At 47.5% G+C, this 22,311-nt stretch carries 36 protein-coding genes; 21 read left to right on the top strand and 15 right to left on the bottom strand.

Annotated elements, in window-relative coordinates; genetic code table 11:
* Positions 1-26: 26 nt before the first annotated feature.
* The 14 genes from H5647_RS17240 to H5647_RS17305 all read right to left on the bottom strand — a co-directional run bounded on the left by H5647_RS17240 (position 27) and on the right by H5647_RS17305 (position 12,057).
* Positions 27-2,246, bottom strand: a complete 2,220-nt coding sequence (locus tag H5647_RS17240) for a head maturation protease, ClpP-related (RefSeq protein WP_162926431.1) — start codon at positions 2,244-2,246, stop codon at positions 27-29.
* The gene (locus tag H5647_RS17245) at positions 2,206-3,720 is read right to left on the bottom strand and encodes a phage portal protein (RefSeq protein ID WP_045860320.1); all 1,515 of its coding nucleotides are present in this window, start codon (positions 3,718-3,720) and stop codon (positions 2,206-2,208) included. Before H5647_RS17245 ends, H5647_RS17240 begins: the two co-directional genes overlap by 41 nt.
* Positions 3,717-3,914, bottom strand: coding sequence for a phage head-tail joining protein (locus H5647_RS17250; protein WP_045860322.1), 198 nt, complete (start codon positions 3,912-3,914; stop codon positions 3,717-3,719). The genes H5647_RS17245 and H5647_RS17250 overlap by 4 nt, the downstream gene beginning before the upstream one ends.
* Positions 3,914-5,917 carry a terminase gpA endonuclease subunit gene (locus H5647_RS17255; RefSeq protein ID WP_052692147.1) on the bottom strand — a complete coding sequence of 668 codons (2,004 nt, stop codon included), beginning with the start codon at positions 5,915-5,917 and terminating at the stop codon, positions 3,914-3,916. Before H5647_RS17255 ends, H5647_RS17250 begins: the two co-directional genes overlap by 1 nt.
* The gene (locus H5647_RS17260; protein ID WP_162926432.1) at positions 5,901-6,410 is read right to left on the bottom strand and encodes a hypothetical protein; all 510 of its coding nucleotides are present in this window, start codon (positions 6,408-6,410) and stop codon (positions 5,901-5,903) included. Before H5647_RS17260 ends, H5647_RS17255 begins: the two co-directional genes overlap by 17 nt.
* A 117-nt stretch (positions 6,411-6,527) precedes the next feature.
* Positions 6,528-6,887, bottom strand: a complete 360-nt coding sequence (locus H5647_RS17265; protein ID WP_045860327.1) for a hypothetical protein — start codon at positions 6,885-6,887, stop codon at positions 6,528-6,530.
* Complete coding sequence (locus H5647_RS17270) at positions 6,887-7,261, bottom strand: hypothetical protein (RefSeq protein ID WP_045860329.1); 375 nt, start codon at positions 7,259-7,261, stop codon at positions 6,887-6,889. Before H5647_RS17270 ends, H5647_RS17265 begins: the two co-directional genes overlap by 1 nt.
* Before the next feature lie 3 nt (positions 7,262-7,264).
* The gene (locus H5647_RS17275; RefSeq protein ID WP_045860330.1) at positions 7,265-7,495 is read right to left on the bottom strand and encodes a hypothetical protein; all 231 of its coding nucleotides are present in this window, start codon (positions 7,493-7,495) and stop codon (positions 7,265-7,267) included.
* Between the two features lie 2 nt (positions 7,496-7,497).
* Positions 7,498-9,447: a hypothetical protein gene (locus tag H5647_RS17280; RefSeq protein WP_045860332.1), complete on the bottom strand. Its 1,950-nt coding sequence runs from the start codon at positions 9,445-9,447 to the stop codon at positions 7,498-7,500.
* Positions 9,447-9,755, bottom strand: coding sequence for a hypothetical protein (locus tag H5647_RS17285; RefSeq protein ID WP_045860333.1), 309 nt, complete (start codon positions 9,753-9,755; stop codon positions 9,447-9,449). The genes H5647_RS17280 and H5647_RS17285 overlap by 1 nt, the downstream gene beginning before the upstream one ends.
* Before the next feature lie 92 nt (positions 9,756-9,847).
* Positions 9,848-10,075, bottom strand: coding sequence for a hypothetical protein (locus tag H5647_RS17290; RefSeq protein WP_045860334.1), 228 nt, complete (start codon positions 10,073-10,075; stop codon positions 9,848-9,850).
* Positions 10,076-10,341: 266 nt separating this feature from the next.
* Entirely contained in the window at positions 10,342-10,737 is a 396-nt protein-coding gene (locus H5647_RS17295; protein WP_045860335.1) for an antiterminator Q family protein, read from the bottom strand.
* Between the two features lie 12 nt (positions 10,738-10,749).
* Positions 10,750-11,622 (bottom strand): DnaT-like ssDNA-binding domain-containing protein, encoded by an 873-nt coding sequence (locus H5647_RS17300; protein ID WP_045860336.1) that lies wholly within the window; start codon positions 11,620-11,622, stop codon positions 10,750-10,752.
* A gap of 129 nt (positions 11,623-11,751) precedes the next feature.
* Positions 11,752-12,057 (bottom strand): helix-turn-helix domain-containing protein, encoded by a 306-nt coding sequence (locus tag H5647_RS17305; RefSeq protein WP_045860337.1) that lies wholly within the window; start codon positions 12,055-12,057, stop codon positions 11,752-11,754.
* A 166-nt stretch (positions 12,058-12,223) separates the two neighbouring features.
* On the opposite strand from H5647_RS17305, the gene H5647_RS17310 reads away from it, so the two are divergent.
* Positions 12,224-12,628: a helix-turn-helix domain-containing protein gene (locus H5647_RS17310; protein WP_045860338.1), complete on the top strand. Its 405-nt coding sequence runs from the start codon at positions 12,224-12,226 to the stop codon at positions 12,626-12,628.
* Entirely contained in the window at positions 12,615-12,863 is a 249-nt protein-coding gene (locus tag H5647_RS17315; RefSeq protein WP_045860339.1) for a hypothetical protein, read from the top strand. The genes H5647_RS17310 and H5647_RS17315 overlap by 14 nt, the downstream gene beginning before the upstream one ends.
* Here H5647_RS17315 and H5647_RS17320 read toward each other — a convergent pair.
* Positions 12,860-13,174, bottom strand: coding sequence for a helix-turn-helix domain-containing protein (locus H5647_RS17320; RefSeq protein ID WP_045860340.1), 315 nt, complete (start codon positions 13,172-13,174; stop codon positions 12,860-12,862). The genes H5647_RS17315 and H5647_RS17320 overlap by 4 nt on opposite strands.
* A gap of 139 nt (positions 13,175-13,313) precedes the next feature.
* Here H5647_RS17320 and H5647_RS17325 point away from each other — a divergent pair, with 139 nt between their 5' ends.
* The 19 genes from H5647_RS17325 to H5647_RS17415 all read left to right on the top strand — a co-directional run bounded on the left by H5647_RS17325 (position 13,314) and on the right by H5647_RS17415 (position 22,272).
* Positions 13,314-13,655 carry a response regulator transcription factor gene (locus H5647_RS17325; RefSeq protein ID WP_045860341.1) on the top strand — a complete coding sequence of 114 codons (342 nt, stop codon included), beginning with the start codon at positions 13,314-13,316 and terminating at the stop codon, positions 13,653-13,655.
* Entirely contained in the window at positions 13,652-13,894 is a 243-nt protein-coding gene (locus tag H5647_RS17330; RefSeq protein WP_045860342.1) for a hypothetical protein, read from the top strand. The genes H5647_RS17325 and H5647_RS17330 overlap by 4 nt, the downstream gene beginning before the upstream one ends.
* 19 nt (positions 13,895-13,913) lie before the next feature.
* Complete coding sequence (locus H5647_RS17335; protein WP_045860343.1) at positions 13,914-14,168, top strand: hypothetical protein; 255 nt, start codon at positions 13,914-13,916, stop codon at positions 14,166-14,168.
* 2 nt (positions 14,169-14,170) lie between these two features.
* Entirely contained in the window at positions 14,171-14,752 is a 582-nt protein-coding gene (locus H5647_RS17340; RefSeq protein WP_045860344.1) for a deoxynucleotide monophosphate kinase family protein, read from the top strand.
* The gene (locus H5647_RS17345) at positions 14,728-15,171 is read left to right on the top strand and encodes a hypothetical protein (RefSeq protein WP_045860345.1); all 444 of its coding nucleotides are present in this window, start codon (positions 14,728-14,730) and stop codon (positions 15,169-15,171) included. The genes H5647_RS17340 and H5647_RS17345 overlap by 25 nt, the downstream gene beginning before the upstream one ends.
* Positions 15,172-15,294: 123 nt before the next feature.
* Positions 15,295-16,122 carry a hypothetical protein gene (locus H5647_RS17350; RefSeq protein ID WP_045860346.1) on the top strand — a complete coding sequence of 276 codons (828 nt, stop codon included), beginning with the start codon at positions 15,295-15,297 and terminating at the stop codon, positions 16,120-16,122.
* Positions 16,119-16,400 carry a pyocin activator PrtN family protein gene (locus H5647_RS17355; RefSeq protein WP_045860347.1) on the top strand — a complete coding sequence of 94 codons (282 nt, stop codon included), beginning with the start codon at positions 16,119-16,121 and terminating at the stop codon, positions 16,398-16,400. Before H5647_RS17350 ends, H5647_RS17355 begins: the two co-directional genes overlap by 4 nt.
* Before the next feature lies 1 nt (position 16,401).
* On the top strand, positions 16,402-16,644 hold the full coding sequence (locus H5647_RS17360) for a hypothetical protein (protein WP_045860348.1): 243 nt from the start codon (positions 16,402-16,404) through the stop codon (positions 16,642-16,644).
* A gap of 109 nt (positions 16,645-16,753) precedes the next feature.
* A complete protein-coding gene (locus tag H5647_RS17365) occupies positions 16,754-16,996 on the top strand; it encodes a hypothetical protein (protein WP_045860349.1) in 243 nt (80 codons plus the stop codon).
* Positions 16,997-17,095: 99 nt separating this feature from the next.
* A complete protein-coding gene (locus H5647_RS17370) occupies positions 17,096-17,392 on the top strand; it encodes a hypothetical protein (protein WP_045860350.1) in 297 nt (98 codons plus the stop codon).
* A gap of 45 nt (positions 17,393-17,437) precedes the next feature.
* On the top strand, positions 17,438-17,665 hold the full coding sequence (locus tag H5647_RS17375; RefSeq protein ID WP_045860351.1) for a hypothetical protein: 228 nt from the start codon (positions 17,438-17,440) through the stop codon (positions 17,663-17,665).
* A 194-nt stretch (positions 17,666-17,859) separates the two neighbouring features.
* Positions 17,860-18,165, top strand: coding sequence for a hypothetical protein (locus H5647_RS17380; RefSeq protein ID WP_045860352.1), 306 nt, complete (start codon positions 17,860-17,862; stop codon positions 18,163-18,165).
* Between the two features lie 284 nt (positions 18,166-18,449).
* Positions 18,450-19,022 (top strand): hypothetical protein, encoded by a 573-nt coding sequence (locus H5647_RS17385; protein WP_052692149.1) that lies wholly within the window; start codon positions 18,450-18,452, stop codon positions 19,020-19,022.
* A 199-nt stretch (positions 19,023-19,221) separates the two neighbouring features.
* Entirely contained in the window at positions 19,222-19,554 is a 333-nt protein-coding gene (locus H5647_RS17390) for a hypothetical protein (protein ID WP_045860354.1), read from the top strand.
* Positions 19,555-19,630: 76 nt separating this feature from the next.
* Positions 19,631-19,834 carry a hypothetical protein gene (locus H5647_RS17395; protein WP_045860355.1) on the top strand — a complete coding sequence of 68 codons (204 nt, stop codon included), beginning with the start codon at positions 19,631-19,633 and terminating at the stop codon, positions 19,832-19,834.
* Between the two features lie 84 nt (positions 19,835-19,918).
* Positions 19,919-20,251 carry a hypothetical protein gene (locus H5647_RS17400; RefSeq protein ID WP_045860356.1) on the top strand — a complete coding sequence of 111 codons (333 nt, stop codon included), beginning with the start codon at positions 19,919-19,921 and terminating at the stop codon, positions 20,249-20,251.
* 193 nt (positions 20,252-20,444) lie between these two features.
* Entirely contained in the window at positions 20,445-20,690 is a 246-nt protein-coding gene (locus H5647_RS17405) for a hypothetical protein (protein WP_045860357.1), read from the top strand.
* A gap of 113 nt (positions 20,691-20,803) precedes the next feature.
* Entirely contained in the window at positions 20,804-21,055 is a 252-nt protein-coding gene (locus H5647_RS17410; RefSeq protein WP_045860358.1) for a hypothetical protein, read from the top strand.
* Between the two features lie 5 nt (positions 21,056-21,060).
* Positions 21,061-22,272, top strand: coding sequence for a tyrosine-type recombinase/integrase (locus tag H5647_RS17415; RefSeq protein WP_045860359.1), 1,212 nt, complete (start codon positions 21,061-21,063; stop codon positions 22,270-22,272).
* The last annotated feature ends 39 nt before the right edge of the window (positions 22,273-22,311 follow it).

The raw sequence follows: 22,311 nt of genomic DNA on the forward strand, positions 1-22,311 counted from the left end.
ACCTAAATCGCGTTAAACCCTAATAATTAGGATGCAACACCCGAATTTTTAACAATGCCACGACCGCCAATACAACCCACACCAAAATCATGTGCAATTTTAAGGCTCATGCCGTCGGACTCGAAACCGTACTGCGTTTCCAACCGTGGGTTTTCTTCACCTTGCAGATACGCATATTCAAACACAGGAGCCTCATCAACTGGCGCCAACAAATAAAACGGATTGTTAGTAACACCATCAAGCCGCGATTCTGCTAATAGCGACAAGCTGTTACTGTGAATATTCACATCGGCCGCCTTCGTGGCCGCCACCGCCGCCAATTGCTTAAGCGCCTCTTCTTCACGCTCCGCACTTACAATAAGAATCGCACCGATCAAATCTAACTGCTCACCGTCCAAATCTGTTTGCTTACGCATCGCCTGCTTCATTTTTGCCAACGCAGCTTCTACACTGGCACCAGCATTTACCAGGGTATTATTGTTTGCGGCATATAGGCTTGAACCGTTGTATTTGAGAGTTGATTTAAACAAATCCCAAAATATTTTTTGCTCTAACGCCGCCGCTTTTGAGCCAACGCTTTGCATAAACTGCGTAAGCGAATTCAAATCATCGTTAATCATGTGGCGACGGCCGAACTTAAAGATGCGACCAAAACTATCTAACGAATAGCTATTACCCGCTTCGCTGAATTTACCCGTTTTGTATTCACCACTTTCACCCACTTTCGACAACTGAGAGCCAGCCCCCATGGTAAGCACATGACGTTCTTTAAAATCGGTAACACTTGCACGGCGGGCAACACTGGTAAAACTGCGCGATTTTTTCTTGTATGCCGATAACATTTCTTTATTACCAACATCAGCCAACATTAAAGGAAAATCACTGGCCGAACTGTATGCTTTGGCCATAACATCGTTTGGCGAAATACCATTAACACGCTCACCTTTTACAGATAGATAGCCCTTTGCCATTTCCATTAATGAATTGTACGCAAATTCGCGCGAAGCCTCGGTATGCTGATAAACAGAAGGATTGGACCGCACCAACATCGCTTGCACCATGGCGGCACTCAAATCACTACCCGACGACACTACACGAACCCCACCACCAGCAGGCATACCACTCTCTTTTCGAGCGGCCACCTGCTTAATAGCATCCATACTGGCATCTTCAACGCTAAGATTTTTATCCAACCAACCCTTTACCACAGTTGCATCCAATTTAGCTTCGGCAGCAATTGACGCCAAGCGCACAGCATCCGCCTGAGTGGGAACAGCCGCCGGTCGCTCTTCAGCCCAATCAACACCCAACTTGCCTGCAACCACTTTTAATAATTCATCATCGGCCGATTGCGCACCCGATAAAACATCAACCGTAAGACCCTCTACGGCCAACCCTTTAACAGCATCGTCGGCAACGGTATATTCAGCCACTAGTGCTGCCGAAATTAGCAACGCTACTGCAGCCGATGTGCCGCCATTTTTTTTGGATTTTACATTGAACAACATAGTGCTACCCTTCTTCGCTTTTTGTGTTTGTGCGGCGGCTGCCGCAGTATGTGAAACTTTTTCTTTATGCTGCAACAACGCGGCTTGCACTTTTTCACCAACGTGCAATTTAGCCGCTACAGGAATTTCATAATCAAATAACGCGGTAGCAAAACCCGCATCTACCGCTTCTTGGCCTATATAAAAATGATCTTTACCATCGGCCAAAATATCTTCTATTTGCTCGACCGTTTGACCGGAACGCTGCGCTAAAATATTGACATAACCGCGCTCGATACTCTCTAGCTGCTCGGCAGCATCGCGCAAGTCGTTAGCATTACCACCTACAGCGTAGGCGCCCGTATTCACCTTATGCAGATGAAAAAAACCATTAGCCGGTATGTGACGCTCTTCACCCGCGAGAAACAAAGCCCCCCCCATGCTGGCGGCAATACCATCTATATGCGTTATCACTTTTTTATTACTGCTGCGCAACGCGTGATACATAGCCAAGCCTTCCATCACATTGCCGCCATCAGAATTAATGCGAACAACAATCACACCACCCTCTAACGCTTCAATTTCGGAGACAATGGTTTTTGCATCCAAACTTTCCCACCAATCACCAACATCACCGTAAATTAATAACTCACCTTTGGTATTAATTGAGCAGTGCGCATTGAGTGCAATATTTTTTTTACCCAATTGCGCAAAATATTTATGCGGCATCATCCTCTCCACTTTTACCTGTAAAGTCATCGTTGGACGCACCCTCTTGAGGTACGCCTTGCAACTGACCATTTTTGTTTGTTGTGTTGGAATCTGAATCTAAAATAATATTTAGTGATTCAGCCAACGCACGATCTTCTGCAATTTCAGCCAATACGGTTTCAACATCCAAACCCCACTCTCGCAACTCTCCCTGCAACGAACCTAGGCCCGCCCGCATTTTTTGAATAATGGCTGGAAGCTCATTTTTAAGATCTAGAATTTCTTTTCGCGGGGGGCTCCACGCAAAGCTAATACCCGAAAGGTCGTAACCTTTTAACGCTGCAGCCTCTAACCACCAGCGTTCAATTTTTTTAATCTGCATAGGCATTAACATGCGGCGACGGCGGCGCGATGCCGCCAGGTGCATACGAATAGCCGCCATTTTTTCGGCCGCAAAATTACCCTCGCTATAATCGCCTGTAAGCGCGCTGTAGGTAACTTCGTAGGCCGTTGCCATTAATCGCTCTTGATTTTTTGCAAAAGAATCCTGCCCGCTAATGGTAGGAGGCGTACTAAACGCAATACGATCTGTGCCCGCTAGCCGCGCAGCAAAGCCCGGTTCAGCGGTTTCAGGAATGATCGGATCGGCTGCCCCACCGGTTCCATCCTCTGAATAAATCGCAAAACCAAAACAGGCGGCCATGCGCTGTAACTCGATAAACGCATCATTAAAATCATCCATGCCTTTCATGCGAGTAAAAACGCTGTAGCCTTTTGGTAGACCGCGCAGTTGCCCAGGCCTTAAAATTTCGTAAACATGCGCAACATAATCGGCATCTACAACCTGTGATGTTAAATTTTTCCCTGCCCTATCCCCCGGATGAGAATTAAATAACCAGTACCCAGAACGACGACCACCCGAAAACCGAATGCCCTGCATATTGCCAGCACCATCCGAAACGCCCGAGTCTTTACTATCGTCTAAATAATCCCCCTCAAGCAGTTGCAAACGAAGCGGCACTGACAAGCGACGGTCAGTTGACAAGCGCCCAAGCATTAGCGCCTCGCCACTTAGCGCCACTCCTCGCGCGGTTGCCCCCTGCAAACCAAATAAATCTAATTGGCCATCAAAATCAATTTCTGGATTTTGCATCCAATCGCGCATAAGCGAATCGGCCAATGCAATTTTTCTTTTTGCTTTTTTGCTTTTATCGGCATGCTTAGCTTTAGGTGTGATGCCAGTGCCAACTGTATACGTGTCGATAGCATTAACAGCATTACCTACATACGGGTTGTTGCGCTCTAATTCGCGCGAAGCATCACGCAGCGCCTTTAAACTTAAACGCCCTTCGGCATTTTGACTTGTACCCGCACCACGAAACCAACGCCGCCCTTTACCAGCGCCATCGTAACCAGCCGCCGCACTCATCGCCTGCAAACGCGCTGTTACCATGCGCGCATACTGACGCTTTTGCGCACGCTGCGGATCAAGAGCAAGGATTGCCCTGTCTAAAAAGCTCATTGGTAACCCCGATTAAAACCCATCATTAAAGGCTTAGGTTTACTGCCGCTAAGTTCAGACTTCATGGCTGATAAGGTTCGCCTCATCTCACCAAGGTCGCGGTATTCAATTTCCCGATCTCCTCGCTTGGCTTTACGCGCACCGCTATAAATAGCCTTTTCAAGATCATTAATATCTTGTTGAGTTACAGCCATTAATCTCGCCTTTTAAATGTTGATTTTTTAACGGTGTACCGTGGCGCATTATCTTTAGCCGGAACCAAGGGCACCGCCTCATTAAATAAATCGGATTGGGTAACGGCCACTTCAATCTTGTCCCATTCCGCATCGGTTGTGATGTGTATTTTTATCGCTCGCGCTGCATGTTCTGCGTACACCTCACAATCCCAAAATTCACAAGGACAGCCCGGTTTTTGCTTCCACACCAAACGCCCAGTTTTATCTGCGACTTTGGCCTCGGCTACCAACTGCTCAAAATAATCTGCACGCAAATCGTTCGCGCGATAAAAATGGAAACGCCCTTCACCCCGAGCATTAAGCTTGAGCTGATCCGACAAATAATCTTTTGCTTTGTTTGTGCCCACCATGTAAAGCTTGACGTTTTTTCGGTCGGCTTTCGTGAGCTTGTCTGGGTTTTGAAAATTAAGCACTTTGCCCGCAGGAGGGGGCGAAAATACAGGCGGATTTGTTCGAGAACTCGAACCTTTAATCGCCATTATTTTTACAGCCGGGTATTTTTTTTGCCGCGTTGTTACCCACTCATATACAGCGTCAGTAGCATGCCCACCAGAGTCAATAGAAATGGCACCGGCATATAACGACCGACCGCTTTCATGCTCAAACGCTGCAAACACGATGCGATCCAACTCTACCCACACTGGATCATCAATACTGGTTGTGCTGACTTTTGCATAAATCTCATCGGCATACATCAACCAAGAGCGACGCCCCCGACCATGCGCGCGTATAAGCACAGCCAAACGGTTATCTTGCACATCGATGCCAACTGTTATTTTTAAGCCACCACTAGGGCAAACTTTTTCTGCTCGCTGCGACTCCGAATCTTCTTTTGCGTGCGCCAATAATGTTTCTGCATTGTCGCGCCCATCTTGATACTCGTAAGGACGACCAAGCTTGGAGTTAATAAAAACAACTTGCTTTGATGTGTCGCCACGCGATGCGTAGTACTCAGCCTCTAAATAATCTTTTACTAGCGAATGAACACCCACCCCATTTAAACAACTGTACAATTCATTTAAACAGGTAAACCCTGCAACAGTGGTTGTTGGTTTAGTTGCAACCCACCCACAAAGCGGGTCACCTGCGGCCATTGCAGCGGCCACTGTTGCACGTATATTTTCCTTTCGCTGATAATCGTCCCACGGAGAACCGCAGTGCGGGCATACATAGACAGCCAAATCAGGACGATTAAAGCCGAATATTTCATGGCGCTCACCGCTCTCACTATCAGCCTCCCAACCGTGAACATTTTCAAAATCTAAAACGTGCAGTTGCTTACATTCGTGGCAACCAATAGGTAATACGCGGCGGTCAGACAACCGAATATATTCATCAACACGCGAAAAACCTTTTTGAGATGGCGTTCCGCCCAGTATTTTTTTTGGCGGCACAGGCGAACGTTTTGTTCTCTCAAACAATAATTTAATCGAGTCGCCTTGGTTGCCAACATCCTCGTTAGCATCATCAGGCTCCTCAACAAAAACAAAACTCGCTGTGGTGCTTTTTACATTGCCTGGGCTATTCGACCCAAACAACTCCAAAAAACCACCATCAAACACTTTTCGCAGCGTTGTATTACCATCACGAGTCGAACCACTAAAACTCATTCGCTCGGCTACTGGCTTGGTAGCCAAACCAACGGGCTTCATTTTTGTAAGAGCAAATTTTTTCGCGGCACTTTCACTGGCAAACATCCCAAGAAAAACACCCGCCTGCGTGCAAATTCGTTTAAATATGTATGCCAGTAATGCGGTCGTCCACAAAACCTGCGCCGCCTTCATGCAGTATATTTCTTCGATTTTTGGATCATCGAAGGCCGCAAAAATCCCATAAAGGTGGGGGCCATACTCCAGCGAAAATTCACGCTGACAAGCACCAACCTCCTCCGGCAACTGTAAATATTTTTGCGACCATTCAGCAGTATTAACGGGCGGCTTAGGCTTAATATCCTCCGCCACCTGCAAGAAAATCCTCCCCAAGTTTTTCCGCATTTTTTGCAACGCGTCTGGATGCAGAGCGCACAGGTTCGTCGATGAGATCATCCTCAAATTCCAAATCTTCAAATTGAGATCGAAACTTGGCTTTTACAACCGAACCAAGCTCACTAATCGCACCGTTAACCTCTCTCGCAAACACACTAGCAGCCGCCACAAACTCTTCTGCAGGAGCCAAGATTCCCATCTCTTTTAAATTCGCTAAACGAAGCGCCAACGTCTTTTCGGTTGACTCCTCTATACGCTGCTCAGTAAGCGTCTTCTGAGCATCACCACCCCGCCCAGCCGCCTCCGAACGCAAATCATCTATATAAACCTTCAACCATTCACGGTAGGTGCCACCGCGTGAAAGCAACCCCTTTTCGACACGCTTATTAATCGCTTGTTTAGTGCAACCAACCAGGTCAGCAAAACCCGATTGCGTCGCCGCCGCGTCCAAATCAATTACACTAGACAAAACAACCCCCAATAAAAAAGAGAGATCAACGCGTCCACGTCAACCCCCCTTACAAACCCCCAACTAACGAAATTTCGCGCACTTGCGTACCGTACTGGATACCCCCATGGGGAGAACCTATAGCAGGGGGGGGGCTACTTGCGACCTCACTACCTCAATACCTACGCCACGCTGATACTTTCGACCATCATCAAACTCAACACGATTAACCAATTGATACAACCCCTCAACCGGTGCAACCGAAAGCAAAACAGCATTAGCAACAGAAAACGACCTACCCGAAACATCATCCGTAACCATCGCCGCATGGTTTTCACCCCGCACTTCCCAGCCATCAGGCAACAACCACTCGCTAAATGAGAGTGACGCCCCACGCACAAGATCATCCCACGCAACCCAAACCCAATCCTCATCGCCAGCGTCCCAACGCTGCTTAAACACCGGGGTAATAACACCGTCATGCACAACTATACTCATTATGCAGGATCTTCAATTTCTTCATCGTGCGCCGAAATCGTTACCGTTCCGCCGCTCGTTAATGTTTGCGTTGCACAGGTCGTTACCCGCAACAGTGTAGTGCCGTCATCACGCGCAATATGAGTAGCGTCACCGTTAGCCGTGATGCTCAAATTTGCTTGTTGCGCGATAGTGAGCTTTCTACCACTCACATCACCGTTAGCGATAACGTAATCGCCATTACCCACCCCAGCAACCAACGTTCCACTGGCCAACACTAAGCCCGAAATTGCCGCATAGTTAGCAGGCTCAGCAGAGCAAACCGTTATAGTTATACATGTTGCGCTCTTGTTATGCGCCGCATCTAGCACGTCATCGTGTACCGACTTACCCATGACCTAACCCTCTGTTGACACTGTAGTTGTTGCCACTTTGCGCGGGGCCACCTCGACATGATTAGGATTTAACGCTACCGCCTCACCCATACCCTCGGCTTTTACAAAACCAGCACGGTGCCACCGCTCAACGTCCGACACTTCGATGCCCTGCAATTTATCGCTGTCGTGCCTGTTACCCACTTCAAACGAGACGTGGCCCGCTTTAAATTCGTTCATCACTTCAAAATTCATGCTCAGCCCTCGACCGATACAATGCGATCAATTTTTTGAATTAACACCACACGCTGCCCTCCGCGAATATCGACAACATGCCGCCCACTGAATGACCCACCGCCAATCACAATAGAATCGGCTAAATGCAAATGCTGAGAGTCATCAATAACAATAAAACTGTTTTGAGCCAATTCCGGCTCCTCGATAATTAACGCATTAATTGATTTTTGAACAACTAAAAACGTTTCGTTGCTTAGCGTTGGGGCACCCGATAGACAGCCATGCCGCACACTATCAGACTGCACAGAAAACGAAATAAATAGGCTGGGGGTTTCGCTGCTGTGAGTATGCGAGCCATCAACAACACCCAAAACATGAGCCCGCGTCAAGACTATTTCACCCACCGCATTAGCATATAACACCGAATCAACATCCAGTATCACACCAGAACTCAATACAACCGCATCAGACGCATGACCGTGAGTAATACGCGTAACATCAATAGTATTGTTTTGAATTAAATTAATAATTCCCGCGCGGTGCGCACTAATTGAATCATTAACGTTAATTTGGCCACTCTGCACCAGCACCGATACTTCAACAAACTGAGAGTGAGCTACATCGTTAACAATTAACAATCCCGCACCCGTTAGCGTTGCAACCTCAACGTTGTGAGCGTGCAACGCTTTAGCAATCGCCAGCACGCTAGACTGAGTAAACGCAGGAGACTCGGAATTATGATCATGTAGCGCGGCGGCCGCAGTTATAGCTGCAGCCGAAAACAAATTAATCGCACTCACACCCTGGGAATGCGTCGCCACGTCAACCGCCAAAATATTTGCCTGAACTAATCCCGCAGCTTGCGAACGATTAACATGCGAAACCTTGCTTGCCGCTAACAAAAATACCGACGGGATAACGCTAAACGAGTCAGCAACGGAAATAGCCACCCCACCCACCAGAGCCGACGCCGGAATAGCAATACCATCAATAACATCGCTTACCGAAATCGAATAACCCGCAAATGCAGGCAGCGTAATATTTATCGTTTTACCGTCACCGCTGCGCGTAATATTCGCCAACGGGACCGCATCCCGAACAACATCATTCCAACCCCCAACAGGGCTCAACGACGCCGAAATACCCGCACGAATATCCGCACGGACAGCATCAAATGTAGCACCGGCTGTCACCCACTCATCGCCAGTTAATGTTAACGTTAAGAACCCGCCTCCTCCTACAATATCCAGCTCGCCAGCACCCGTCGCCAGCGAGCCACCGATCGTGACACTCGCAGCTAACACAGTTGAAAAAACAAGTATGGCCCCAGCCAAACCACTCGAATCAACACTACCCGTCTGCGTCGCTATAGACGTTTTAATTCCCGTTACGCCATCGTTGGCACTAGCAGCAAAATGCGACATATCGAAATACCCGCGCTCACCCGCGTAGTCCGACGTTAACCCATTACTATACGAAACAGATTTTGGATTATCGATACCACTACCATTTTTACTCACGACACAGCCCCACACAAACATACGCCCCGCTGACACAGAAACGGTCGCACCAATATCAATCGTTGAACCGTTAGACGTCGCACCATCGTCGGCAAAATCGGAATCGAGCAATACCCACTGATCCTCACCAGCCTCAAGCTCGTACTCGAAAATTGTGAGACGCATGGTATTAAAAGTACCATCGTCACACGTGAAAGACACCGGCTCAGACACACCCGCAACTTTAAAAAAAACAGACGCTGATCGACGATACGAACCATCGGACTGAGCAGTAGTGTTCGCCACCTGATGAACCCAGTCATCACCAGTAACAACATGGTCACCAGCACTGCCCCCCGACCGCTCAGACGTGCACGCTATAAGCAAGCTACCCACTAACGGAGCGCTAGAGAATACCGCTTCTGAAGGAGACCCCCACGACCCAACCGCCACTTGCCGTAAAATTGCCACTAGCTATTCCAATCAACACCAGCAGCAGAGGCTAACAACGTATCGTAATTTTCTATCAACGACACGAAAACTAAATTGCATGCGTCTGCACGCTCAATCGCCACCTGCATCGATGACGCCCGCTCAGACTCTAATGTGCTCTTGTAAATCGCAACCTCGGCCTGCGCAGACGCCTTACTATCGTAAGCTGCCTGCAGCTCATCACGCGCCGACTGCAACTGATTCACAATTGACATCGCGCGCGAACGAAAACGCCCCAAACCCTGCTCCGAACTGGTTAGCGCATTATTTACATCGACTAGACTCATCAACCCTCTCTCCCGCTTTATTTCGACCGATTTCGATCCCAGTTTTTCACTCGCAAATATATCGCCCGCAGATTCTCAAAGAGAACCCGAAACTAACCAACATCATCAGACAAACCAGAACGCATAATTTCAAGCTGATCCTGCTTAAATTTTTTATCTAATGCATGCCGCCAGCGCACACCCAAATACTGGATAGTCAAACCACCCACAACACCCACAACGGCAACAAACAGTTGCGGGTTGGAAACCACCGCCGCACCAAATGTACTAAGCGTTGCCCCCATTCCAAATTTCTGTAAAAACTCTGGTAACTTTTCCATAAATAAAAAAAACCCGCACAAGGCGGGTATCAATTAGGAGTATTAGGAAATCCAAAGAAAAAAAACCCCAACCGAACGGCTAGGGTTTTTTACATCAGGGAAAATGTTTGCGCACCAATCGAACAATGCAGGAAAACTATACCCTCGCTGTGCCCAACTTTTCAAGCACAAATATTAAAATAAATTAAAACAACAAAAACCCCCGACAATAAACCACAAACAACCGACAAAAACCCCCAAATAAAACGCAAAATAAATTTAAAAAATTACGCCGCCAATTTCGCCACCCCATTAAAACGCAACGCAATACCACTCATAAAACCCCGCGCAACAAATACCGAACCCGCCTCCAGCGCCACACCCACCCAACGCCGATCAACCCCCAACTTTTCTGAAATCTTCACCTTCGACATACCGCGCCGGTAAAACATATCCATCACCTGGAAAAAATCAGGCTGCCAATTTTTTAGCGCAACCATTTCGTCACAAATACACATCGCATCATCATCGTTTAGCATCGAACGCCCAACTCCACCACCGGCCACCACGGCATACACTGACGAACGCCTATGCCCCAGCCGCCCAAAATTACCCGCATCGTTTACCCACAGTGCCCACTCACGCAACAAATTATCAACCAACCCATAATGAACCTTACGCATACAACCCCCTAGTTAAACAACCGATTTCACACCATAATTTTTGGTATACCAAACAAACACATCATTCCAATCTCGCCGAACATCGCCACGCTCACGCCAGTACATGCGAAACATGCGAATATGCCACGCAACATTCGGATCATCACCACACAAACCCAAACCGGCCAGCACAGCAGCATCAGGCATCCAGTCATCACCCATCGGTACTGGCAACCTAGCAACCCCATCACCGCCCACCACACCTTGGTAAACAAAATCCCCATTCTCAACACTGTCAACACTAGCCACAAAATCAACAACACTGGCACTGTTATTGCTACGCGCGTTAGGAGTTATATATTTAGTTTTATTTACTAAGTAACCAGTGATAGTGCGCTCCTCGCCATTTTTGATTGTGCGCTCCTCGGCAATTCCGAAAGGCGTGTTACCTATGTTTTTTTCTTTTCTTTCAATAGCTTGCACATCTTTTCCACAACCCCCATTCAATGTGCGCTCTCTATGTGCGTTTATTGTGCGCTCCTCCTGAGCACGGATTAATCCCGCAGTAGCCGCAAGGGGTAAAAAAAAGCGCATAGGATCTCTTCGTTTTTTTTTTGGAAGAGCCTGCAACAAACCACACCGCTCTAGCGCCCCAATCTGACGCCGAACAAAATAACGATCGCGCCCTTTTTCACCGTAATGACTACCCGCTTTAGCCGAACGATAAAGCAAGTCGCCCAAAAACGCCTCACTAACCACACTGCCCGCCGTCACACCGACCGTCGCGGTTGCATAATCCATACGCCGCCGAAAACCACTCACATACAAAATAACAGCAAACGGATAACCGTCCTCATAGAGCGATTCAAACACGCCCAGCTCCTCATCATCTAAACGAATTGGCATAAACAGACCTGTACTAACATACAGCCTAAAATTTGTGATTAAACAAAGGCAAAACCCATCTACACTAAATACCGCCTAGCATTAAAAAGGATTCAACATGCAAACGCCGAAACACCAACAAGCCCAGCACTACGCCGCCAACGGCTGGCCGTACACATCCGGCCGCAAATCATGCGGACCTAACTCAACCCCCAAAATTTTTGCCGCTCGCACAGCCGGGCGCACATACTCAGCAGGCAAAGGCTTCTCTTTCAGCTTAGGATCATTAGCCCAACCCCAAATCACATTCACCGCCAACGGAACAGGCTTGCTACTCACAGCCAACCCCTCTGCCAACCACAACAAATCAATCGCCTCATTAACGCGACGAGCAAAGCGCGCATTACGCCCATGCCCCTCACCACCGACAATACCAATCACTCGCAATCTATCCATATATACCACCTATCAAAAATTAACCTAAAATCAAAATTAACATAAAGCCGTTATTTTTAATGTCACCCAATAATAACAGCTAAATGTTATATATCAACTGATTTGTTTTGCGAAAAATACCAAGACGATAGTAAAATCAACCAAAACCAACTAAAGCAACACCTCCATGCCAATCAACCCACCCAACCAACCATTCGACCCCGCCACATGGCTCAACATGAACCTTGGCCGCCGCCTCGCATGGGCCAGAAAACACATAAAAGTTACGCAAGTCATACTGAGCCAACTATCAGGCATAGGACAAAGCACCATCACAGGAATAGAAGCCAACAATAGAGAATCCAGCAAATACGCAGCACAACTAGCAAAAGCCCTCGATTTAAACCTAGAGTGGCTTGTGGACGGCACAGGCCAACCCTGGGGGAACCCAAATACAACAGCAGACCGCGAACTAACGCCAGAAATGAAAAAACTTGAGCCAGAAACGTGGGCAATACTCACCCAAATGGCCAAGCAGCTTAACCTTCTAGAGAGCACCCACAACAAGGACGATAACAATGGAAAAAACTAAATTAGACTGTGAAAAATGCGGCACAGAAATGAACAAAACATCGCGCAGCGAGCACAACTACGGCCTGCAAGTACTGGGGGTTATACTGTTTATTGTCGGTGTTATTTGCCTTTTTATCGTACCCATTGGCACCATTATTGGCGTTATCCTTATGATCCTTAGCGCCCGCCTAGGCTTTAAAAAAAGCAAAGTTTGGCTTTGCAACAACTGCGGTTACTTCTTCAACCGCGCCTAATCATCAATCTGCTCTAGCGCCTGCATCAACTGCCAGCGCTCATCACTATCTAACCGTGCAACCAGCGCGGCAAACCCCTCCTCGGGCACCCATTTAAACAGCCGTGCGGCACCGCGCCCCGTCGCCAACCAACGCGCCGAATAACCGCTAATATCCGCCAGCAAAAACAAATACTCCAGCCGAATATTGGCCGTCTCGCCAGTTTCCCACTGCGCCACCGCGCTACCACTGCACCCCAAACGCTCACCCAACTGCCGCTGAGTTAACCCTACCGCCTGCCGCGCCTTTACTAATCGCTCATATCTAAACATGCCCAGCAGATTAAGGAAAAGCCGCTAAGCATACTTAGCAAATAAAAAAATATAGAAATCTATTGACGAAATAACAGGATAACGTTATTTTAGATAATAACAGTTTGATGGTATTTTTAATCGCAAAAGGAATGCGACCATGCATAACACACAGCCACAGCTTTACGCCCCACTGGGCAAGCGCGAACTCGAAATGCTAAAGCTGGCCGTAACAGGCCACAGCAACAAAGAGATCACCAACATAATGAACATTAAAATCAGCACGCTATACAAAATGTGGGGCAGCGTATTTTACAAGCTAGCCGCCAACAACTCGCGCCAAGCCATTGCCGCTGCACAGCAATTAAACATTGTACACATCGGCATGATAGCTCTACTCACATTACCCGCCATTGCGCGGCCACGCAGCCCTATGCGCCCATTACCGCGCCCCGCTAGCACCGCCCGCATCTACAGCACACCACTAGGAACTCACGCATGAGCAATATACACCTACTCCCCACACAAAAAACGTTTAGCGCCGCAAAACAAATTCAAGCAACCACCGGCCACACCATACGCACAACAAAAAACGGCCTACTAACGCTAGAGCAACCACGCAGCACCAGCGAAGAACAACCCGCACCCCGCAACCCTATCACCATAAAAAAAATACGCGGCATGTGCGCACACACTTTTGTATTTAACCAACCCGAACCCACGCCGCCTGCAGCGGCGTAAACCCAAAAGGCGCACCAGCATGACAACACGCACGCAACTTATACAACTCATTAGCGAGTTAAATATTGAAGAATGCAACGGCACTTTTCAGCTATTAGTGTGCGAGCGTGCCCAACACTACTGCGCCCTAAAAAACAAACCGATTGGCGAGCTTACCTTAAACGAAACACTCAGCATTATTAGCGCTGCCACAACAGAATTTAACAACAACACACAGCTAGCCAATAAATTAATGCACAATTTTTTACAACAAGAAAAAACAAACAGGAACTAAACATGACATACATAATAGGCATAGCAGGCATTAGCGGTGCAGGAAAATCTACCACCGCCGACATATTAAAAAGCGAACTAAACCTACCTGAATTTACACTCGCGCACCCCGTAAAATCGGCCTGCGCCAGCGCCCTTGGCATAAGCTTAGAATACTTTTTAACAATCGATAAAAAACAATACCTCTCGCTTATCGGCTGCACCGTGCGCGAATTTATGCAAAAAATGGGCGACCTACTACTACACCAAAACCCCTACGCACTCACCACCGCATGCGGCATACGCATAACCCAGCATAAAAAACAAAACCCCAGCAGCAACGGCCTAATTATTTCAGACCTACGCACAGAAGAGGAATGCGAATGGCTACGCAATTTAGGCGGCGTTGTCTTTCACATAAAAAGTAACAGCCAACCACTACACCCACACCGCACCGAAGCTGCACCACCAATAAAAGTGGGCGACAGCATTATCGACAACACCACCGGCGACATAGACGACCTACACGAAAAAGTACTCGCCATCGCCGACCAAATAAAAATATTAATGACCGACACGGCATGCAACCAAAACACAGCAGCCTAAACGAAAACCACCACCACACCGTAGCCGAAACGGCTGCGCAGTGCCGTGTATCCACCAAGCGCCTGTACAACCTACTGCGCGAAGAGGCGTGGCTACACACAGGTCGCCGCGGCGACTTTAGAGACTACATACACAACACACCCAAACGCTGGGCCGAAAAAGTCGGTCTAATTTTTGGAGAGCAAATTAAATACAAAAAAAAGGGCACCGAAATTGAACGCTGGGAAACACGGCCACTAATAACACCCCTAGGCGCACGCACCCTAAAAGGTTTTTTTATAGAGGGCAAAGCACTACCCAGCGAACCCAGTAAACCCATTAAACCGGCATTCAACACAACAGTGCAAAAACTAAAACCCGCTAACAACGAAAAAGCCAACGTTAGCCTAAAGCGCATAAAGGATTTTTTAAATGATTAACCCAAACGCCCTAAAAAATTTAGCCATCTTGGCGCTTGTGATTAGCGGCATCATTTACGAAAACAGCGCACACGCTCCTCCAGCCCCGTTAGGCTCGCTAACACAGGAGCCATTTTTTACAAAATGAACACGCTAACCAACACACTCACCACCACCGCGCTCGCCTGTACCGCCACCGCCGCCTGTTTTTTTTCAGGCTGGCTAACCGTGCAGCTCACGCAAAGCCTGCAACCGGGCATCACCGCCACAGGCATAGGCATAACACTACACGCCATGCAATACACCCTTGCCGCCGCCACCAAAAGCCGTCACGCCCACCCAACCATAAAAATACTCGCCAGCGCAATGGTTGCGGCCCTACTGAGCCTTAGCGTGTGCGCAACAGTCGCCTTCATGGAAAGCGGCTACCAAAACAGCACCGCCACCCAAGCCGCACACCAACGACAACTTGCTCGCGCACAACTGCTAGATAAAAGCGCCAGCACACGTCTAAACATTGCGCAACGACTAGAAAGCATTAAGCACAGCACAGACGCAGGCCAACAACTAGACGCTATCGAAACCAGTCTTATTGCTGCAAACACGCTCGACAGCAGCCACACAAGCAACACCCACGAATTTACCGCCAGCGTTCAACTCGCCGCCAACGCACTAAACCTAAGCGCCCACCACATCCGCCTAACAGCCTTCACCCTGCTTGGCCTGCTCTTGGATACAGGCGCCTTTCTCGCACTGCTTTTCTTGCTGAAACCGGTGCAACCCACACATGTTGCACCACCTGCAAACGTGCAACCCAGCAAAAACCTACAAGAAACCATTATTCAACAACTGCAACAAGGCGTATTTGGCTGCAACCCCAACGTTACCAACATAGCAAACAAAACCAAAACATCTAAAGCCACCGCGTCACGCGCACTGGCGAAATACATGCAACAAAAGGCACCAGCATGAACACACACACAACGCCCAACGGCCTCAGCACCGTTTTTATATTAATGGCCGAATACCAACAGGCCGACATACCGCTAGACATTATTGCCGAAAAATATTTCGCGCACGATAAAGACAAAATGCAACGCTACGCCCGAGGCTTTAAATACCCCTTCCCCGTATTTCGTGGCGGCACCCAAAAAAGCCAATGGCTGGTAAACGTTAACGATCTAGCGAACTGGATAGATCAAAAACGCAGCGAAGCCCAACACCAACAGCAAACACTAAGCGCCGCCTAACATGATCGACACCATAAGCCAAAGCGGTATCGCCCTCACCGGCATCACCGCCATCCTCATTACCCAAATAGGCCAACCACACTGGCAAAAATACGCCTGCCTATTTGGCCTTGCAGGGCAACCCTTCTGGATAGCCAGCGCCACCCAGCACCAACAATGGGGCGTACTCATACTCACACTCGCCTACACCGCCGTATGGTGCCTTGGCCTACACAAACACTGGCTAAAGCGAGGCGCAAAATGAAACGCAACCAACAACTAAAACGCGCGCGCAAAGACAGGTAAATCCTAACCTCTAAATCAAGCATCGCCGAAATCAGATTTGGCGGGCCACCATGACGAGAGACTAAAAAATGGAAATACGCATTTTAAAAGCCGCGTCAGTAGGCTGGACAACAAGCCTACCGCATTACCCTTTACCAAAAAATGGCGGCTTCAAGAAATTAACACCGGGCGAATCTTGGTATCGCAAAAACATACTCAAAGGATCAACCCCACCAAGAGGCAAAGTCTACAAGCGCGGTAAGCAGCGTTTTGAGGCGCGAACATGGCAAAAAACAGAGGGCGGTAGAATGGAGTTTTTGCCAGCAACATAACCTCGTTTTCTGGGGAGAGCGAAACGCAGTGGAGTGAATCCGCTGCAAAACATTTGTTAGCTGCAATACCGACAGCACAGTTTAGATCAGGAGAATATTATGAAATCAACAACAACTATTTTAGTGGACAATCTAGAAAAAGTATCACTTTACATCGTGCATAACGAAAAAGACGGGAAGCATTTCATAGTTAAGTCCGGCGGGATTACAACACCCGAAGCTCTTCGGGTGTTGCAGGTATCACTCGATGCAAAAGTTCAAATTGACGTTTTGCCCGGTGAAAATAGATTCACTCACGCCGCAAGGCACTACGGCTGGAAGATCCTCAAAACAAAGCATGGAGATTTTCCATTTATTGAAGCGATGATACAACTAGGCAGAAACGCGCGAGCGTAGCGAGTCCGATTTAATGCGTTTGTTATGTGATTACTGGATTTAATTATGGCATTACCATACCGAAAAAAGCCATGCCCTGACTGCCCTTTTCGTAAGGACAGTTTAGAGGGATGGCTAGGCAAAGCGCGAATGACTGAAATATTGAGTGAGGACTCTTTTGTTTGCCATAAACGCCATGACCTGCAATACGGCGGACACATGATTATTAATGGTAACGATAATGGTTTTGTGAGACTAGCAAACGGTGAAACGCTTATTTTTAATACTAAATAGGATTGCATCGATCACCACACATAACCTTTTTGTTTTGCGGCGCACGTTAGTGCGTCCGAAACAACTGGTTGTTAGCTGTAACCTTGCACACTGTTTGAATTTAAGTTGATTTATGTGTTGCATTTATTATTGATAAACGTATACTGTATTCAAGTTGAGCAAAACGCGAAACTAAATCAAAAAGGATTAATGTTATGAACAATTTTATTTTAAACAGTGTTGACACAAACTCTTCTGAAATGGGTGAGACCAGCGAATATGAAAACCCCGTTGATCGTTTTGTGATTTGGGCAGTAGTAGATTTTGATATAAACGACCAAAACTATAAAGAAACCGTTGTTTTTGATTCTGGCGTACAAGCTGACTCAGCAATATGGGAAAACTACGACAACAGCTTATTTGACGTTAGCAAAGAGCAAGATAAATTTCTTGAAGACTGCTTACAAAAAGCTGAAAAAGCATTGGCTAGTTTAAAAGCGGCGCTTGCTGACAGTGAGTAAACAAGGCGGAAAACGCGAGGGGGCTGGCAGACCAGCCGCCCCTGACGCTCTTAAGCGAAACACGATGCCTGTTAGGTTGCCCCAGTGGTTAATTAACGAGGTTGACAGCAGAGACGGCAGTCGTGGCGAACAGGTGGAAGCAGCACTAATTAAGCTTTACAAGCTGCGGCCACCGAGAGTGTGACTGCTAACCTTTGGCTTAACGGCTGCGCGATTAGCGCAGTCCGAGTGAGTAAAACGAACGATTACAGCCGGTTGTTATACGGCAACCGCAGAGGCTTAAAATGAAAGATGTGGCAGTATTTTTATTTGATTTAACAGGGATTATGGCGGCACCTTGGCTCGATGCGGGATATACCTGCTATATCGTTGATATACAGCACCCAATGGGAATAACCCACGACGATAAAAGGCCAGGGCTGGTAAAAGTGGGTGCAGATTTAAGAGGTGGATGGTTGCCGCCATCAGAAATTGTAGGCCGCATAGCATTTGTTGCCGCCTTCCCTGAATGCACAAACGTGGCTGTAAGTGGAGCGGCCCACTTTTTGAAAAAGGGCGCGAGGGCATTAAGCCTAAGCCTTGATTTGTTTGCGACCAGCAAAGAGATTGGCGAATGGTGCGGCGCGCCGTACATGATTGAAAACCCGATAAGCACATTTAGCACCTACTGCGGAAAGCCGGACTATATATTTAATCCATATGAGTACGGCGGATACCTGCCAGAAAACGACAGGCACCCTCGCTGGCCAGAATACATAGCGCCACGCGATGCGTACCCTAAAAAAACGTGCCTATGGACGGGCAACGGCTTCGTAATGCCCCCCCCCCGAACCAGTTACACCAGAACCAGGGTATAGCGCACAACACAAAAAGCTAGGCGGAAAGAACCTTAAAACGAAAAATATTAGATCGGCAACACCGAGAGGTTTTGCAAAAGCGGTCTTTGAAAGTAACGCGGCACAAGAGTTTAAGATTGCCGTATAACCCCTTGCTCAGCGAGCGCCGAAGGCGTCCGCGTGGAGTGAGGAACGAACGAAACAACTGGAGCAATTTGTTATGTTTGAGAATTCAGGAATGGAGCTAAAAGAGGCTATAAGAATAGCAAAGCTTTGGAAGGCAGGAAAAATGATCGGCTACCAAGAGGACGAGGTTACAGTGCCGCTGCTCAACGAAATTGAGAGAATCAGAGAGGCCATTTTCCCAATTATGGTAGACATGAAAGGGCAAATAGAACACTGCCACAACCACGGCGATAATTGGGAAGCAGATTTTTTAGATAAATATTTCTCAAAACTCGCAGCAATATTCCCAGACTTATTTATTACATCTGGCGTAGACGTAGCTGCTGACCGGTTTTCAGTAGAAGTTAAAAGATGGCACGACGCTTAAAAACATAACCGCGAAGTTAAGCGGCAGCCCATTAGGGCTGTCAGATTGAACGATTTGTTATGTTTTGGAGATGATTATGAAAAGTTTAGGTGATGCGCTGCCAGAAGAGCAAGCAAGAGTCCGAGAGATTTTGGGGTATTACAAAGAGATAGGGCCAGTCGGTGCGTTTGGGGCGGCGATGATTGAGCAGAGCCTAAAGGCCGCTGATAAAGCGATTATTAGTGGCGATGCTGCGGCAATGGCTTCTGCATATAAAGACCTGCAAGAAATTACAGGGTAAAAATATAACCTTGAGCGCAACGGATTGAGAAGCGCAGCGTACGAAATTCCGATTGCTGCGTGTTGTTATATTTTGGAGTTGAACATGTTCAGAAACGCACATTTTAAAAACTTGCCTATGTCAGATGCGGTTAAAATCACACTCACTGAGCGAGTAATTAACGACTTAACATCGGTATATGTAGACGACTTACAGCAAGACGTTATGAGCATGACTACTAAAGACTGGCTCTTGTTTTTACTACTGCCAATTAAGGTTTTATTCATGCCGCTTGCCAGCTACTTAGAACAAAAAGACGTTAAAAGACTGAATAAAGAGGATTGCGCATTAAGGTTTACAACCTATAGCCATTTTATCTTGTACTGGCGTAGCTTTGATGATTTTGAAACAAGGCCGTACAGGTGGAATGAAATATAACCTCGCAATAAACGGTAGCCGCTTGCGGCTGTCCGGTGAGTGAAACGAGCGCATTTAATTGCCTTGTTATATTTATTACGCCCCTTAAGTGGGGTTTTTCGGTGCAAGCAGAGGCGGACTGCACCGGAGTCAGTGTAAATCACTAGCGGCTAAGATGGGACAACAATTAAACGCATTATTTTTTGGAGGATACATGAAAAAAATCGACTTATGGTTTTGGGCTTTAGCTACATCGTCAAAAGGCAACCCGTTTGTAGCTGTCATTACTATTATGTGCTTTTATGTGATGTTTGCGTTTGCCGAAGCGTCAATAGAAACTCTTTTTTTTGGGGAGCATTTTTTGCACTGGCTAGACCCTATTTTCGCGCTGGCTTTTATGACTGCCGCAGGCTATTCGGTTTGGCAGTGTGCAAAATACCAAATGCACAAAGAAATATAACACAGGGGTTAACGTACCAATGACCAACTATTCCGCCATATATCTAAAAAAAACCTTTATTCGTTAATCATTAATACATATATCAACAGAAAATTCAAAACAGAGAAAAAACAGTGCAGCTAATCAAAACAACAACACTAAACCAACGCTACTTTACAAAAGGCTCAGGCCCAAGCACTAGCGAATGGGCCGACATGATCGATGAAGGCACGATTAACGGCAAAGTCATGCGCACAAAAAAATTATTGGTCTGGATTGATTTGGACGATTTTCTAAGCAAAGACACATTCCTCACGCCAGCAGCCAATGACGAAACACCCACAATTAATGCTACAGTTGCAAATCTACTCAACAGACCGGCGTAAAAAAAATGGCCAGACCCAAAAAACCACGACTATTTAACGGCATACAGCTGGCCAACAACCTCTACCCCGACCCCAAAAAACGGGTAAACCGCTGGCAATACCTCAGACCGGACGGAACCAAAATGGGCTTTATAGCGGATACTGCTCACCAAGCAAACGCTATCGCCGAACAAGCCAACGCAGAAAGAGCCAGCTACCAGCCCGCGACAGAAATAAAAAAAGGGCTAACACCGATCGGCGCCCTCGTAGACGATTTTATCGTCTACCGCGAACGCAACAGCCCCAACCTGAGAACAGCACGCAGCTGGAAAAACCGCCGATACGCGCTCCAAAAATTTGGCCGCGAATTCTCAATGCCACCGTCCAGGCTCACACGACCCGCAATACAGGCGTGGTGGGACCAACTAACACACAGTCAGCAAAAACTGCGGCACGCCGAATTTCGCCGAGCATTCAATTACTGGCTGGGACGCGACCTATTTAAACAACTCACATACAACCCATTCACAACCGCCGATGACCGACCACGGCTATACTCACGCGAAAAACCCGACAGAGCGCGGCTACGCTTAGAGCTAAAACAGTTTTGGGCAATCTATCAAGAAGCTGGGAAACTGGGATACGAGGGCCTGCAGATCGCCATGGGCATATCGCTATTAACATTTATGCGCGAGGGCGACATTCTCAACCTGAGAATCGACCAACACATCAATGACAGTATATTAAAAACCGTCATCAGTAAATCAGCAGCACAAAAAGGCCACACGAAAGCCACCCGGCTACAATGGGACAACGAGCGACACACCCTATTGCGCAACCTTACAAATCGCGGCCGCGAGCTAAGCATGAAAAACATGCGGAGCCCGTTCTTGATCTCCTACATATCAAAGCGACGCGACCGCGAATACAGAAGCAAGCTAAAAATCCACAAAGGCCAAATACCCAAAGAAAGATTTGCAAAACAATTCAGAGACGCCCGAGACGCCACAGGTCTCTGGAACGACATCCCCCAAAACAAAACCCCGCCCACCTTCCACGAAATAAGATCTCTGGCAGACGCAACAGCGAAAACCGCTGGCTACAAAACCAGCCAAATTCAGCTTGCAATGGCGCACAGCGACGAAGCACAAACGCTGCAATATCTAGCCAACCACGAGCTGCCACACGACGACGTTGAAGTGGTATTCACAGAAGAAATGATTGGCGGGAAGTTTTAGAGAAAGAGTTTTTCTACGGGGTTTTTCTACGGTTTTTCT

It is taken from the genome of Teredinibacter purpureus (genome assembly GCF_014217335.1).
In the GTDB taxonomy this organism is placed as follows: Bacteria; Pseudomonadota; Gammaproteobacteria; order Pseudomonadales; family Cellvibrionaceae; genus Teredinibacter; species Teredinibacter purpureus.